The 12,798-nt window shown below is 65.3% G+C and carries 13 protein-coding genes; 5 read left to right on the plus strand and 8 right to left on the minus strand.

Annotated elements, in window-relative coordinates; genetic code table 11:
* The first annotated feature begins 274 nt into the window (after positions 1-274).
* The 3 genes from G342_RS0108335 to G342_RS0108345 all read left to right on the plus strand — a co-directional run bounded on the left by G342_RS0108335 (position 275) and on the right by G342_RS0108345 (position 3,017).
* Positions 275-1,147, plus strand: coding sequence for a TIGR01459 family HAD-type hydrolase (locus tag G342_RS0108335; RefSeq protein WP_018182670.1), 873 nt, complete (start codon positions 275-277; stop codon positions 1,145-1,147).
* A 124-nt stretch (positions 1,148-1,271) separates the two neighbouring features.
* Positions 1,272-2,309 (plus strand): bifunctional riboflavin kinase/FAD synthetase, encoded by a 1,038-nt coding sequence (locus G342_RS23610; RefSeq protein ID WP_018182671.1) that lies wholly within the window; start codon positions 1,272-1,274, stop codon positions 2,307-2,309.
* A gap of 237 nt (positions 2,310-2,546) precedes the next feature.
* Positions 2,547-3,017 carry a hypothetical protein gene (locus tag G342_RS0108345; RefSeq protein WP_156830862.1) on the plus strand — a complete coding sequence of 157 codons (471 nt, stop codon included), beginning with the start codon at positions 2,547-2,549 and terminating at the stop codon, positions 3,015-3,017.
* A 110-nt stretch (positions 3,018-3,127) separates the two neighbouring features.
* On the opposite strand, the gene G342_RS0108350 is transcribed toward G342_RS0108345, so the two are convergent.
* Positions 3,128-3,820, minus strand: a complete 693-nt coding sequence (locus tag G342_RS0108350) for a L,D-transpeptidase (RefSeq protein WP_018182673.1) — start codon at positions 3,818-3,820, stop codon at positions 3,128-3,130.
* A 275-nt stretch (positions 3,821-4,095) separates the two neighbouring features.
* Between G342_RS0108350 and G342_RS0108355 the strand changes: the two genes are divergently transcribed.
* Positions 4,096-4,740 (plus strand): DNA-3-methyladenine glycosylase I, encoded by a 645-nt coding sequence (locus tag G342_RS0108355; RefSeq protein WP_018182674.1) that lies wholly within the window; start codon positions 4,096-4,098, stop codon positions 4,738-4,740.
* Between the two features lies 1 nt (position 4,741).
* On the opposite strand, the gene G342_RS25980 is transcribed toward G342_RS0108355, so the two are convergent.
* The 6 genes from G342_RS25980 to G342_RS0108385 all read right to left on the minus strand — a co-directional run bounded on the left by G342_RS25980 (position 4,742) and on the right by G342_RS0108385 (position 11,207).
* Positions 4,742-4,900, minus strand: coding sequence for a hypothetical protein (locus tag G342_RS25980; protein WP_156830863.1), 159 nt, complete (start codon positions 4,898-4,900; stop codon positions 4,742-4,744).
* Positions 4,901-5,064: 164 nt separating this feature from the next.
* On the minus strand, positions 5,065-6,051 hold the full coding sequence (gene hisG / locus G342_RS0108365; protein WP_018182676.1) for an ATP phosphoribosyltransferase: 987 nt from the start codon (positions 6,049-6,051) through the stop codon (positions 5,065-5,067).
* Complete coding sequence (locus G342_RS0108370; protein ID WP_018182677.1) at positions 6,048-7,160, minus strand: ATP phosphoribosyltransferase regulatory subunit; 1,113 nt, start codon at positions 7,158-7,160, stop codon at positions 6,048-6,050. Before G342_RS0108370 ends, hisG begins: the two co-directional genes overlap by 4 nt.
* Before the next feature lie 5 nt (positions 7,161-7,165).
* Complete coding sequence (gene hisS / locus G342_RS0108375) at positions 7,166-8,656, minus strand: histidine--tRNA ligase (protein ID WP_018182678.1); 1,491 nt, start codon at positions 8,654-8,656, stop codon at positions 7,166-7,168.
* A 183-nt stretch (positions 8,657-8,839) separates the two neighbouring features.
* Positions 8,840-9,304, minus strand: coding sequence for a DoxX family protein (locus tag G342_RS0108380; RefSeq protein ID WP_018182679.1), 465 nt, complete (start codon positions 9,302-9,304; stop codon positions 8,840-8,842).
* 151 nt (positions 9,305-9,455) lie between these two features.
* The gene (locus tag G342_RS0108385; RefSeq protein WP_018182680.1) at positions 9,456-11,207 is read right to left on the minus strand and encodes an ABC transporter ATP-binding protein/permease; all 1,752 of its coding nucleotides are present in this window, start codon (positions 11,205-11,207) and stop codon (positions 9,456-9,458) included.
* 247 nt (positions 11,208-11,454) lie between these two features.
* Here G342_RS0108385 and G342_RS23615 point away from each other — a divergent pair, with 247 nt between their 5' ends.
* Positions 11,455-12,075: a L,D-transpeptidase gene (locus G342_RS23615; protein ID WP_083931181.1), complete on the plus strand. Its 621-nt coding sequence runs from the start codon at positions 11,455-11,457 to the stop codon at positions 12,073-12,075.
* A 37-nt stretch (positions 12,076-12,112) separates the two neighbouring features.
* Here G342_RS23615 and G342_RS23620 read toward each other — a convergent pair whose 3' ends face one another.
* On the minus strand, positions 12,113-12,772 hold the full coding sequence (locus G342_RS23620; RefSeq protein WP_018182682.1) for a TetR/AcrR family transcriptional regulator: 660 nt from the start codon (positions 12,770-12,772) through the stop codon (positions 12,113-12,115).
* Positions 12,773-12,798: the final 26 nt, after the last annotated feature.

Here is a 12,798-nt window from a genome sequence, read left to right on the forward strand (position 1 = left end):
TGCGTATCATGACGCGAAGCAAGGCCGAACCGGGAAAACGGGCGCTCCCCTGTTTTCAACCGTTCCTTACGTTACGCCACCCGGCACTGCCTTCGTGTCGAGATCATGGCCGGACGGCACGCCCGAGCGCTTTGCCGCAGGCGGCACGAGCCGCCAGGCCCAGGCCACGCGGCGAGGATGGCCATCCGGAGCTCGCCCCGCCCCGATCGCGCGATCGAAGCAAAGCGATTGGCCGAGCTTGACCCTTGCGAGCGGAAGCAATACGCCCGGGCGCATGACCAACACGACTTCCCCCATCGCAGTCACCGGACTGTCGGAACTCGCCTCCCAATATCCCGTCGTGCTGAGCGACGTTTGGGGTGTCATCCACAATGGCGTGCATTCGTTTGCGCCGGCCTGCGAGGCGCTGCGGCGCTATCGCGCGCAAGGCGGCATCGTCGTCCTCATCACCAACGCGCCGCGCACCAACCAGTATATCATCGACCAGATGAACGGTCTCGGCGTCGGGTCGGATTGCTATGACGGCATCGTCACCTCGGGCGACGTGACGCGCGGCCTGCTCGCGGCCCGCGGCGCCGCCAAGACCTTCCATGTCGGCAATGAGCGGGAAAAATCGCTCTATGAAGGGCTGCCGCTGCAACTGGTCGGCGAAGACGAAGCCGAGCTGATCTCCTGCACGGGCCTGTTCGACGACAGTGTCGAGACGCCGGACGACTATGCCGGCCGCTTCGCCGCCTGGCGCAAGCGCGACCTGCCGATGATCTGCGCCAATCCCGACATCGTGGTCGAGCGCGGAGACCGCTTCGTCTGGTGCGCCGGCTCGCTGGCCGAGCGTTATACTGCACTGGGCGGCACCAGCTTCGTCGCCGGCAAGCCCAACGCTCCGATCTACGAGGCTGCCCTCGAAAAGGCGGCCGCCATTCAGGGCAGCCCCGTCGCGAAGGACAAGGTGCTGGCGATCGGCGACGGCGCGCCGACCGATCTTCGGGGCGCCTGCCAGCAGGACCTCGACGTGTTATTCGTTACCGGTGGCATCCATTCGGAGAGCTTCGGCCCCGAAGCGTGTCCGGATACGGGTGCCGTGCATCGCTTCCTCGTCGACAACAAGCTCGCCGTTCGCGCCTTCATTCCTCATCTCGCATGGTGAGTGGAGGTCGGGCGAACTTTTCGCCCGGAGTACCTGGAACTCCCGTCTTGACCCTGTCGGGGCGAGAGGCCAGTTTCCGGCCGCTGCCGCCGACGCCACGCCGGCCGGCTCAACTGGAGCCATCATGACAAGCGCCACCGCGCACCTGCCGCCCGCCCGCATCCTGCCGCTCGACGCCGTTCCGGCCGAGTTTCGCGGCGGGGCCGTGGCGATCGGCAATTTCGACGGCATGCATCGCGGCCATCAGGCCCTGCTGGAAGCGGCGCGCAGCGAAGGCAGCGCCCGCCAGGCTCCCGCGCTCCTCCTGACTTTCGAGCCGCATCCGCGCACCGTCTTCCGGCCGGACGTGCCGCTGTTCCGCCTCTCCACCGTCGAGGCCAAGGCCCGGCTGGCCGCCGCCTTCGGCCTGGACGGCATCGTCGTCGCCCGTTTCGACCGGGAATTCGCCAAGACCAGCGCCAACGACTTCGTCGACGATATCCTGGTCGGCCGGCTCGGCATCACTGCCGCGATCATCGGTCACGATTTCCAATTCGGCCATGACCGGCTCGGTTCGCCCGCCTTTCTGGCGCATCGGGGCACCGAGCACGGTTTCGCTCTCTCGGTGCTCGGCGCCGTCATCGACGATCACGGCACATCGTTCTCGTCCAGTCGCGTGCGGCAGAGCCTCGAACAGGGCGCCATCGAACGAGCCAATTCCGAGCTCGGCTACCGCTGGTTCGTGATGGGAACCGTCCAGCACGGCGACAAGCGCGGGCGCGAGCTTGGCTATCCAACGGCCAATGTGCGCCTCCCCGCCGATTGCGGGCTGGCGCTCGGCATCTACGCGGTGACGCTCACCCGCGCCGACGGCACCACGCATGCCGCGGTCGCAAGCTATGGCCGTCGCCCGACCTTCGACAACGGCGCCGTGCTGCTGGAGGTGCATGTGTTCGACTTCGCGGACACGCTCTATGACGAGCAGGTCGTCGTCACGTTCCATAGTTTTCTGCGCGGCGAAGAGCGGTTCGCCTCCATCGAGGCGCTGATCGCACAGATGGATCGGGATTCCGACGCGGCCCGCCGGATTCTCGCCGAAACGGGGCCAGGCACCTCGCTGGACCAGCGACTGGCCACGATCGCGCCATCCGCCGATGTTGCCCCAGCCCTGCCCATCCGCTAGAAGGACGCGCTTGACCGTGCCGGAATTTTGCCCGCTTTTCTGCGTTTAACCGTGACACAGGCTAAGGTGTGCCGATTCGAGCGCGCCCAGGAGTGACCGATCGACATGTCCGCATCGACTGTTCAGCGTTTTCTGCTTCTGCCCGTTGGCGCCCTTATGGCGACCGCGCTCGCAGGATGTTCGGGGACCACCTATGGTACCGGCGTATCGCCTGAGAAGCAGACGCTGACGGACGTCATGAGCATCGCCAGCCTCGGCGGCGACGATCGGCCGCCGATCGACTACAAGCCGCGTGGCGGCATCGTCGTCCCGCCGAACAAGAGCCTGCCGCCGCCGACAGCGACGGCATCGGCGGCCGGCGAGATGAACTGGCCCAAGGATCCGGACGTCGCCAAGCGCAAGCAGCGCGAGAACGATGCGGTCGCTCCGAACAGCGAGGGCGCGCCGAACCTCAAGCTGGCGCCGGGCCAGACAACTTTCAGCCGCCGCGAGGAAGAGTATTCCGAAGCCCGGCGCGCCGAAGGCAAGAAGGCCTGGGACGCGTTGCACAAGGGCAAGGGCGGCTCCTTCGACGCCCAAGGCAACGCGACGCGCAAATACCTGACCGAGCCGCCGGTCGCCTATCGCGCCGCCGATCCGAACGCACCGATGACCGAGCCCCCGAAGACGAAGAAGAAGTTCGACGTCAGCAAGCTCTGGCCGTTCTAGGCCTTTCACGGATCATCCAGTCAAGCGGGCGCCTCGGGCGCCCGTTTTGTTTTGAGCGCCGATACCTCGTTCTCAGCCCGTGAACCGGCATCCCCTTCACCAGAGGCACGCTAGCGTACGATCACGCGCGCGCCGACATCGACGCGGTCGTAGAGATCGACAACATCCTCGTTGCGCATCCGGAAGCACCCTGAAGAGACCGCCTTGCCGATCGTCCAGGGCTCGTTCGAGCCGTGGATTCGATAGAGCGTCGAGCCGAGATAGAGCGCCCGCGCACCGAGCGGGTTGTCCGGGCCGCCCTCCATGCGCACCGGCAGGCCCGGCCTGCGCTTGCGCATCTCGGAAGGCGGTACCCAGCTCGGCCACTCCGCCTTGCGCGTGACGCTGTGGGTGCCGACCCAGTCGAACCCCGCCTTGCCGACACCGACGCCGTAGCGGCGCGCCGTTCCGTCCGCTTCGACCAGGTAGAGATAGCGGGACGACGTGTCGATCACGATCGTGCCCGGAGACTCGGCTCCGGCATAGTCGACCACCGTCGGCAGGAAGGCCGGGTCGAATTCCCGTCGCGCCTTACGTGCCTTGGGCTGTACCGCTCGAGGCACCAGCCCGACGCTGCGCTCCGCAGGCCGCGCCCGGCGGAGCGAGCGGTCGTCCCCGCGCTGCCGCATCGGCGGAGCGTCCCGATACCCCTCCTCAAGCAGCACCGGCGGCCGTGGCGTATAGCGATCATCGGCGACGGCCGCGACCGTCAGTCCGGGCAGGATCATGAAGATCAGAGCGACAAGCTGCAGCGGGCTTCGCATGGAACGATCCGGATCGGGTCCGCATCGGAGCGACGCGGAGTTGCATAGCCCGGTCTTGCGACCGGACAGGCCCGCGCCGCGCGAGCGCGGCGCCAGCCGTTCCCGGACGCTAGATACCGCCGGCAAAGGAAACATGAACAAGCGGCGGGCGTCTGCCCGGATGGTGAACGAAGTCCTATGCCGGCATGCCGCACGACGAGGCCTTGCCCTTCCCATCTCGATGCCGCTACATATGGGAACAAAGCACGAACTTCCACACGATCCGCGAGTGCCTCATGCCCCTTCCCGATGGACTTGTTGCCGGCGATGACGGACTGGCGCGCTGCTGGTGGTCCAGCAGCACCGAGATGTATCAAGCCTATCATGACAAGGAATGGGGGCGGCCGGTCACGGACGACCGCCGCCTGTTCGAGAAGCTGTGCCTCGAAGGCTTTCAGTCGGGCCTGTCTTGGCTGACCATCCTGAAGAAGCGGGAAAATTTCCGCCAGGCCTTCGCCGGCTTCGATCCCGAGAAGGTCGCGCGCTTCGACGAGACGGATATAGCGAGACTTCTCGCCGATACCGGGATCGTTCGCCATCGCGGCAAGATCGTCTCGACGATCAACAATGCCAGGCGAGCGCTCGAATTGATCGAAAGCGAAGGCTCGATCGCCGCCTATGTGTGGAGCTTCGAGCCGCCGGCGAGCGAACGCCCGGCACGGTTCGACAAGGCGAGCCTCGCTGCCAACAGCACCTCACCGACCTCGGTGCGATTGTCCAAGGATCTCAAACGACGCGGCTGGAGCTTTGTCGGGCCGACGACGGTCTATGCCTTCATGCAGGCGATGGGGCTCGTCAACGATCACCTCGACGGCTGCCACTGCCGGACCGAAGCCACGCAGCTCCGCCAGCGGCTGACGCCGCCCGGCAGGTCAGGTTAGCTCAGTAGCTGCCGTAGGAGCGCCGGCCGCGGCGGTCGAGATCGCGCTGGATCATTTCGAGATCGATCAGATCCCCAGCCTGCGCGAGCTGCGCGGCTTCCGGATCGTAGTTGACATATTCGGACCAGCTGCGACGCAACTTCTTCAGGGACTTAAACATCGGCATCTCTCCTGTTCGAAGATGATGACGCAAAGGTAAGCTGATTTCTTCGCAATGCAAAATTTCTTATTGCAATGCAGCAATGCAGGGAACGCATGACATCCGACATCGCCGCGTCACGCGGCGATGCCTGTCATAGATCCCCTGTCCTCGATCGCAGCCGATCAGGCCGAGGCGCGGCCGTCGATCCGCCCCAGCAGATGCTCCGCCAGGGGGCTCGTCGCTGAAAATACCGTCTCGAGACGGGTGACGCCGACCGTGCGCGCGCCGGCTCCGGTCCGCAGCCACTCGGCACAGGCATAGACCTTCGAGGCCGGGCAATGCAGGAGGAGCTGGCCAGCAGGCAGACCGAACGGCGTCGTCGCGCCGAAGCGGTCGGCGGCGACCTTGGCCGCACCTTCCGGATCGACAACGTCGGCGCGGATCTCGCGCAGCGAGCGGCCGGCGGCCTCCGCCTCGATCCGGTCGATGATGGTGCGCAGAGCGCCGCGCGCAGCCCCGCTCCAGGTCGCAGACAGGCTAGCGACCAGATGCGCCTCGGATTGCAGGATGATGCCGTCGCCGACGACCTTGAGCGCGTTGGCGGTCAGCGTCGAGCCGGTCGAGGTGATGTCGACGATCAGGTCGGCGGCCCCGGATGCCGGCGCTCCCTCCGTCGCGCCGAGGCTCTCGACAATGCGGTAGTCGGCAATGCCATGCTGCGTGAAGAAGCGCCGAGTCAGGTTGACGTATTTGGTCGCGACCGTGAGCCAGCGGCCGTGACGGGCGCGGAAATCGGCGGCGACGTCGTCAAGGTCCGCCATGCAGCGGACATCGATCCAGGCCTCGGGCACCGCGACCACGACATCGGCATGGCCGAAGCCGAGCGGCAGCACGAGATCCAGTCGCTGGGCGAAGTCGGAGACCTCCTCCTCGACGAGATCGCGGCCTGTGATGCCGAGATGGACCGATCCGGCCGCCAGCTCGCGGGTGATCTCGGACGCCGACAGGAAGGCGACCTCGACGTCGGCGAGGCCGCCGATGCGGCCGCGATAGCTGCGGGCGCTGCCCTGCTGCACCACCGGAAGCCCGGCGCGGGCGAAGAAGGCGTTGGCATTTTCCTGCAGCCGGCCCTTGGAGGGGACGGCGAGAACGAGCGGAGCGTCGGTCATGCCGTTACTTCCTTCACGCGATCGAGCCAGAGGGCGAAGCCGACGGCAGGCACCGTCGACTTGGCGCCGAGCAGCGGCATCAGCCGGTCATAGCGACCGCCGCCAACGACCTGCTGGCCGGCCGGCAGCGCCTTGTCATAGATCTCGAATACGAAGCCCGAATAATAATCGAGCCGGCGGCCGAAATCGGCGGCGAAATCGAGCCGCTCCAGATCAATGCCGCGCCGAGCGAGGCCATCGGCGCGTTTCTCGAAGCCGTCGATAGAGGCATCCATGCCGAGCTTCTCGTCGGCCGAAAGGGCCTTCAGATCCTCGAGCACGGCGGCAGGCTTGCCGACGATGCGCAGGAACCGGCCGAGTACCGCCTGGGCGCGGTCATCGAGACCACCGCCGGCGGCGAGCGCCGACTGCTCGAGAAAGCGATCGGCGATCTCGCCGGCCGAACGGCCACCAACGGCGCGAATGCCGGCGATCGACAGCAGGTCCTCGACGATCCGGTGCGCGGCGTCGTGGTCGGTGCCGTCGAGCGCGGCGAGGAAGCCTGCATGCGCCGGCGCCTCGGCGGACTTGCCACCGGACAGACGCTCGATCGTCGCATCGAGCCGGGCGCGATCGCCGAAGGCGCGCGACAGCCGGCGCTTCCAGACGGCGGCGATGCCCAGCTGATCGATGACGGCGGAAAACAGCATGGAATCGCCGATCCGCACGATCGGCTCGTCGAGGCCGTAGAGCCGCACCGCGTCGAGCGCCAGCGCCAGCACGTCGGCATCGGCCGTGATCCGGTCGGTGCGGCCGAGGGATTCGATGCCGGCCTGCAGGAACTCTCCGTTCACACCGCCCGGACGCTGCCGGAACACCGGCCCCAGATAGGCGTAGTCGGCGGTGCGGTGCGCGTCGCCGGTGGCGATGTGCTGCAAGCAGACCGGAATGGTGAATTCCGGCCGCAGGCACTGCTCGCGTCCGTCGGCGCTCGTCGTCAGATAGAGTCGGCGGCGTAGGTCTTCGCCCGCCACGTCGAGGAAGACGTCAGCGTCGGAGACGATCGGCGGTTCGACGAAGCGGTAGCCCGCCTCGGAAAGAAGAACGCGCAGTTGCGTCGTATCGACCATTTCCGTCACCCCGCTTGCCGCGCTAGGATCTCGCGCACCGCCGCGACCAGATCCGCCTCGGGTACCTCGACCTGGGCCGGACGTGCCTCGCGCCAGGTGGCGTTGTCGGTGATCTCCGCCGACAGCTGCTTGCCGAGCGCCAGATCCTTGACCTGGATGACGCCCTTGGCCTTCTCGTCGCCGCCCTGGATGATCACACAGGGCGCGTTGCGCTTGTCGGCGTACTTCAGCTGCGCCTTCGGGCCGGAGCCGCCGAGATAGAGCTCGGCGCGGATGCCGGCATCGCGCAGGTCCTTGACCATCTTCTGGTACTCGCCGACGCGGTCGCGATCGAAGATCGTCACGACGACCGGGCCGATCTCGGCTTCCTCGGAAACCTTGCCGAGCGCCGTTAGCGCCGCCATCAGGCGGGAGACGCCGATCGAGAAGCCGGTGGCTGGGATCGACTCGCTACGGAAACGCCCGACCAGCCCGTCATAGCGACCACCGCCACCGACCGAACCAAAACGGGCCGGCTCGCCCTTCTCGTTGACGGTCTCGAACAGCAGTTCCGCCTCAAAGACGGGGCCGGTGTAATATTCGAGGCCGCGCACGACCGAAGGATCGATCTTGATGCGGTCGGCATAGCCAGCCGCAGACGTGATTACGGCGATCTGGTCGAGTTCATTCAAACCCTCCACGCCGGACGGACCAAGTTCGATGTTCTGGCGGATGCTCTCGACCGTCGCCTCGTTGCCGACGCTCGACTGCGCCGCGACATATTTCATCACCGTGGCGACACCGGCCCCGTCGAGGCCCGCGCCCTTGGTGAAATCGCCGCTCTCGTCCTTGCGGCCTTCGCCGAGCAGGAGCTTCACGCCCTCGGGGCCGAACTTGTCGAGCTTGTCGATGGCGCGCAGAACCGTCAGCCGCTTGCCGGCGTTCTCCGGTCCGGCGAGGCCGATCGCTTCCATGACGCCATCCAGAACCTTGCGGTTGTTGACACGGATCAGATAGTCGCCGCGCTGGATGCCGAGCGCTTCCAGCGTATCGGCCATCATCATGCACATCTCGGCGTCGGCGGCCGGCGAAGCGGCGCCCACCGTGTCGGCATCGAACTGCATGAACTGGCGGAAGCGGCCCGGGCCCGGCTTCTCGTTGCGGAAAACCCAGCCATTGCGATAGCTGCGATAGGGCTTCGGCAGCTGGTCGTAGTTCTCGGCGACATAGCGGGCGAGCGGCGCCGTCAGGTCGTAGCGCAGGCTCAGCCACTGCTCGTCATCGTCCTGGAACGAGAACACGCCCTCGTTCGGACGGTCCTGGTCCGGCAGGAACTTGCCGAGCGAGTCCGTGTATTCGATCAGCGGCGTCTCGACCGGCTCGAAGCCGTAGAGCTCATAGACGCCCCGAATCGTTGAGAGCATCCGGTCGGCGGTCTTGATCGCGCCGGCATGGCGATCGACGAGCCCGCGCGGCAGGCGCGCCCTCAGGGCGTTCGTCTTGTCTTTCTCGGCCATGTCCGTCGATCCCGTCTCTCGCGCGATACGTCCTGTACCGCATCAATTGGTACATTTCGTACCGCATTCAGCGGCGGTTTCGTACCGCATCGACCATGAACGGGCAACCTCACCGGCCGATGACGAACGATGCAAAAAGGCCGCCCGAAGGCGGCCTTTCCACATCTTGCGGGATCGAAACGATCAGACAGCGCGGCCGATCTTGGCGTCGACCGAGTACTGGTTGCCGCCCTTGAAGACGAAATAGAGTGCGGCGAAGAACCAGAGCGAGGCGAATTCGAAGCCGCCATTGGCCATGAAGAAGCCGTTGCCGATATGGACCGACAGCGTCGCGACGAGCAGCACGAAGGCCGCGACCAGCGCCGACGGACGGGTCAGGAAGCCGATCGCTAGGAACAGGCCGCCGAAGAACTCACCGAGGCCAGCGAGCGTCGCCAGCAGAACCGCCGGCTCGAGGCCGATCTGAGAAAAGAAGCCAGCCGTACCGGAAATGCCGCCGCCGCCGAACAGGCCGAACAGCTTCTGGGCGCCATGCGGCACCAGCCAGAAACCGACAACAAAGCGCAGCAGCGCCTCGAAAACCGGTGTTGCCGAATAAATCCCGCTAAAGGCGGGCACGATCAACTTCTGTGAAGTGGTATCGGACATTGAAATCTCCAGGCGCCATCATGGGCTGTTCAGATTGTTCTGATTTCAACATTACCGCATTACACAGGGCACCGAAACATAGCCACGACACGACACACCGTTCGCCTGAGGTAAACAATTGCGTCGATCGGGCCGGATGGAAAATGCGATCTCAGGCCGGCACCAGCGTCGGCTCCGCCCGTTCAACCAGGACATGGCTGCCGCCGCCATTCTCGACCAGTTCGAGGAAGCGATCGTGCAGAGCCGTCAGGCTGGAGCGATGGCCGATGGATATCACCGTTGCCTCGGGCAGGCGTGCCCGGATCAGTTGATAGACGGAAGCCTCGGCCTTCTCGTCGAGCGCGCTGGTCGCCTCGTCGAGAAGTAGCCAATCGGGCTTCGCCAGGATGGCGCGGGCGATCGCGATGCGCTGCTGTTCGCCGCCCGACAGGCGATTGGCCCAATGCGCGTCCTCGTCGAGATGGGGGATCAGACCGGACAATCCGACCGCGGCCAGCGCATCCGAGGCCTGATCGGCCGGGATCGTCTCGGCGGCCGCCGGATAGGCGAGTGCGGCGCGGATCGTGCCGAGTGGCATGTAGGCGTCCTGAGGAAGGATGAGCAGGTTGGCGCCTTCAGGGATCCGGATCGCGCCGTCGCCGAACGGCCAGACACCGCCGAGCGCTCTGAACAGGCTGGTCTTGCCGGAACCGGAGGGGCCGACGACCAACACGCGCTCCTGCGGCGCAACGCGGAGATCCGGCACCTGGACGATCTCGCGACCATCCGGCAGCCGGACGGCAAGATCGTGGATGACGAGACCGGCATCCGTCCCGTTCGCGGCCAGCGACGGCCCCGCCCGCTCCAGCTCCTCGGCATGTTCGATCGCATGCTCGAAACCGTCCAGACGATCGACGACCGCCTTCCACGCGGCGATGGTCGAATAGGCGGTGACGAAGAAGGACAAGGCGGCCTGCACCGTTCCGAAGGCGGAGGCGACCTGCGTCAGGCCGCCGAGCTCGATCGTTCCGGCGAAATAGAGGGGGCTGATCAGGATGAACGGGAAGATGACGGCGAGCTGGCTGTAGCCGGCCGTCAGGAAGGTCAGCTTCTTCGTACGTGTCATGATCTGGTAGAAATTGGTCAGGACCGAGCCGAAGCGATGATAGAGCTCGACCCGCTCGGCCGGCTCCCCCTTCAGCAGCGCGACCTCCTCGGCATTCTCGCGCAGGCGCACCAGGGCGAAGCGGAAGTCGGCTTCATAGCGCTGCTGCTGGAAGTTCAGCGAGACCAACGGCTTGCCGATCCAGTGCGTCAGCACCGTCCCGAGCACGGCATAGCCGAGCGCCAGCCAGACCAGATATCCGGGAATGGCGTAGCTCTGACCGAAGATGATCAACGGCGCCGTCGAGGAGAGGCTCCAGAGGATGACAATGAAGGTGGCGAGCGTGACGATCTGGCCGAGCAGGGCGACGCCGATCGACAGCACGCCATCGGTGAAGCGATCGGTATCCTCGGAAATGCGCTGGTCCGGATTGTCGGCCGGGTTTCCCGCCAGCCGCATCCGGTAATGCGTGCCGTTCGACATCCAGCCGTTCAGGTATTTGTGGGTCAGCCAGTTGCGCCAGCGGATCTGCAGCCATTGGGCGAAATAGATCTGGTAGACTGTCGTGATGATCGTCAGCGCCGCGATCCAGGAAAAGACGACGAACATCTGATAGGCGAAGGTCGTCCAGTCCTTCTTCTGCAGCGCCGTATAGAAATCGTTGTTCCAGTAGTTGAATTTGACGTCGAGCCAGACGTTGAACAGCCGGAGCCCAATGACCACGGCGAGCAGGCCGAGCGCCACCCACATGTCGGAGGAGCGAAAATAGGGAAGCGCGATCCGCAGCACGGACGCCAGTGCCGACTTGAGCTTGTCCATGTAGATCTCCAACCAGCACAGGTCGCCTGTCTGTCGGGCCTACTATCGCGACGGCTGTCTGACGACGAGATTGCCGCCGCGTTACCGAACCTTAATGAGCTGACGGGAGAATGCAGGCTCTGTGATCGCAATCACAATCACGGCCCCGTGACTCGCACGAAGGTTGCCGCTGGAAGACTGCGATCCTATCGTGCGTTTATTCGGAATCCGCGCCCCATGGGCGCGATTGGCCTTGATGGGGGACATCATGAACTTCAGACGCGTCTTAGCAGCCTCGCTTCTCGCTGGAGCGGTCTCGTTGACCGCCGGCGGCAGCGCGCATGCCGAGAACTTCTTCAAGATGCTGTTCCAGGGCAGCGACAATTTCGGACCGAAGGTTTCCGGGCCCGGCGCCGCGCTTCCCTACAAGTACCAGCGCCAGCGCGTCCGCTATAATACCAACGAAAAGCCCGGCACGATCGTCATCCATTCCGACGAGAAGTTCCTCTACCTCGTCGAGGGCAACGGCAAGGCGATGCGTTACGGCGTCGGTGTCGGCCGCGATGGATTTGGCTGGAAGGGCGACGTCAAGATCGGCCGCAAGGCGGAATGGCCCGGCTGGACCCCGCCACCGGAGATGATCCGCCGCGAGCGCAAGAAGGGCCGCGTCCTGCCGGCCTATATGGAAGGCGGCCCCAAGAATCCGCTGGGCGCCCGCGCCATGTATCTCTATCGCGGCGGCAAGGACACGATCTTCCGCATTCACGGCACCAGCGAACCCTGGACGATCGGCCACAACGTCTCGTCCGGCTGCATCCGCCTAGTCAATGCCGACGTCAGCGACCTCTATTCGCGCGTTCCGGTCGGCACCCGGGTCGTCGTCCGCTGACGCGCCTGCCCGGGCGGCTTCGTCCGCCCGGATCCCGTCAGACCCGGGCGGCGACGGGTGCGAGATACGACTTCAGAAACACGACGACGGCGCTATCGACGCGCCGTCCGATTTCTTCCGCGTCCGGCGTATCGATGACGCCGAACAGGACGCGACGCATGATGCCACTCTGCGACAATTCGACGAACTGCTGCGAGGCCAGCGCGCAATCGTCAATGACGAGCACGCCCGCCTTGGTCTGCGCCTCGAGATATTGGCGCAGCAGATCGGTGCAGAGCGCCGGCCCGTTGGTATAGAACTCGACCCCGATCTCCGGCATCCGGTTGATGATCGAGAACACCGACCGCATCGCCTTGACGTAGTAGGGCTTGGTCAGGATGGCGCAGAGCTCGCGGCCGAATTTCTTCAGAACCGCCTCGACATCATGATTGTCGAAATCGAGCGTGACGATGCGGAACAGCTCTTCCCGCTTCTCCGACGAAATCAGCTCGACGAACAACCGTTCCTTGTTGGCGAAGTAAACATAGAGCGTGCCCTTCGAGACGCCGGCCGCGCGCGCGATGTCGTTCATGCTGGCCGCGTCGAAGCCCTTCTCAAGAAAGACCTGACTGGCGCCGCGCATGATCTGCTCGCGCTTTCGCGAATCCTGCCCCGCCCCACCCTCGTCGGCAGTGCGCGGTTCATCGACGAATGCCACGATATATCTCCCCTTTGGCGGTCCGA

The organism is Kaistia granuli DSM 23481, assembly GCF_000380505.1.
In the GTDB taxonomy this organism is placed as follows: domain Bacteria; phylum Pseudomonadota; class Alphaproteobacteria; order Rhizobiales; family Kaistiaceae; genus Kaistia; species Kaistia granuli.

Bases quoted from the DNA above. Each gene is read 5' to 3' on its own strand.
- hisS (WP_018182678.1), bottom strand. From the start codon at position 8,656: ATGGCCGAGAAAGACAAGACGAACGCCCTGAGGGCGCGCCTGCCGCGC.
- G342_RS0108350 (WP_018182673.1), bottom strand. From the start codon at position 3,820: ATGCGAAGCCCGCTGCAGCTTGTCGCTCTGATCTTCATGATCCTGCCC.
- hisG (WP_018182676.1), bottom strand. From the start codon at position 6,051: ATGACCGACGCTCCGCTCGTTCTCGCCGTCCCCTCCAAGGGCCGGCTG.
- G342_RS0108345 (WP_156830862.1), top strand. From the start codon at position 2,547: ATGAGCATCGCCAGCCTCGGCGGCGACGATCGGCCGCCGATCGACTAC.
- G342_RS0108385 (WP_018182680.1), bottom strand. From the start codon at position 11,207: ATGGACAAGCTCAAGTCGGCACTGGCGTCCGTGCTGCGGATCGCGCTT.
- G342_RS25980 (WP_156830863.1), bottom strand. From the start codon at position 4,900: ATGTTTAAGTCCCTGAAGAAGTTGCGTCGCAGCTGGTCCGAATATGTC.
- G342_RS0108370 (WP_018182677.1), bottom strand. From the start codon at position 7,160: ATGGTCGATACGACGCAACTGCGCGTTCTTCTTTCCGAGGCGGGCTAC.
- G342_RS0108335 (WP_018182670.1), top strand. From the start codon at position 275: ATGACCAACACGACTTCCCCCATCGCAGTCACCGGACTGTCGGAACTC.
- G342_RS23610 (WP_018182671.1), top strand. From the start codon at position 1,272: ATGACAAGCGCCACCGCGCACCTGCCGCCCGCCCGCATCCTGCCGCTC.
- G342_RS23615 (WP_083931181.1), top strand. From the start codon at position 11,455: ATGAACTTCAGACGCGTCTTAGCAGCCTCGCTTCTCGCTGGAGCGGTC.
- G342_RS0108355 (WP_018182674.1), top strand. From the start codon at position 4,096: ATGCCCCTTCCCGATGGACTTGTTGCCGGCGATGACGGACTGGCGCGC.
- G342_RS0108380 (WP_018182679.1), bottom strand. From the start codon at position 9,304: ATGTCCGATACCACTTCACAGAAGTTGATCGTGCCCGCCTTTAGCGGG.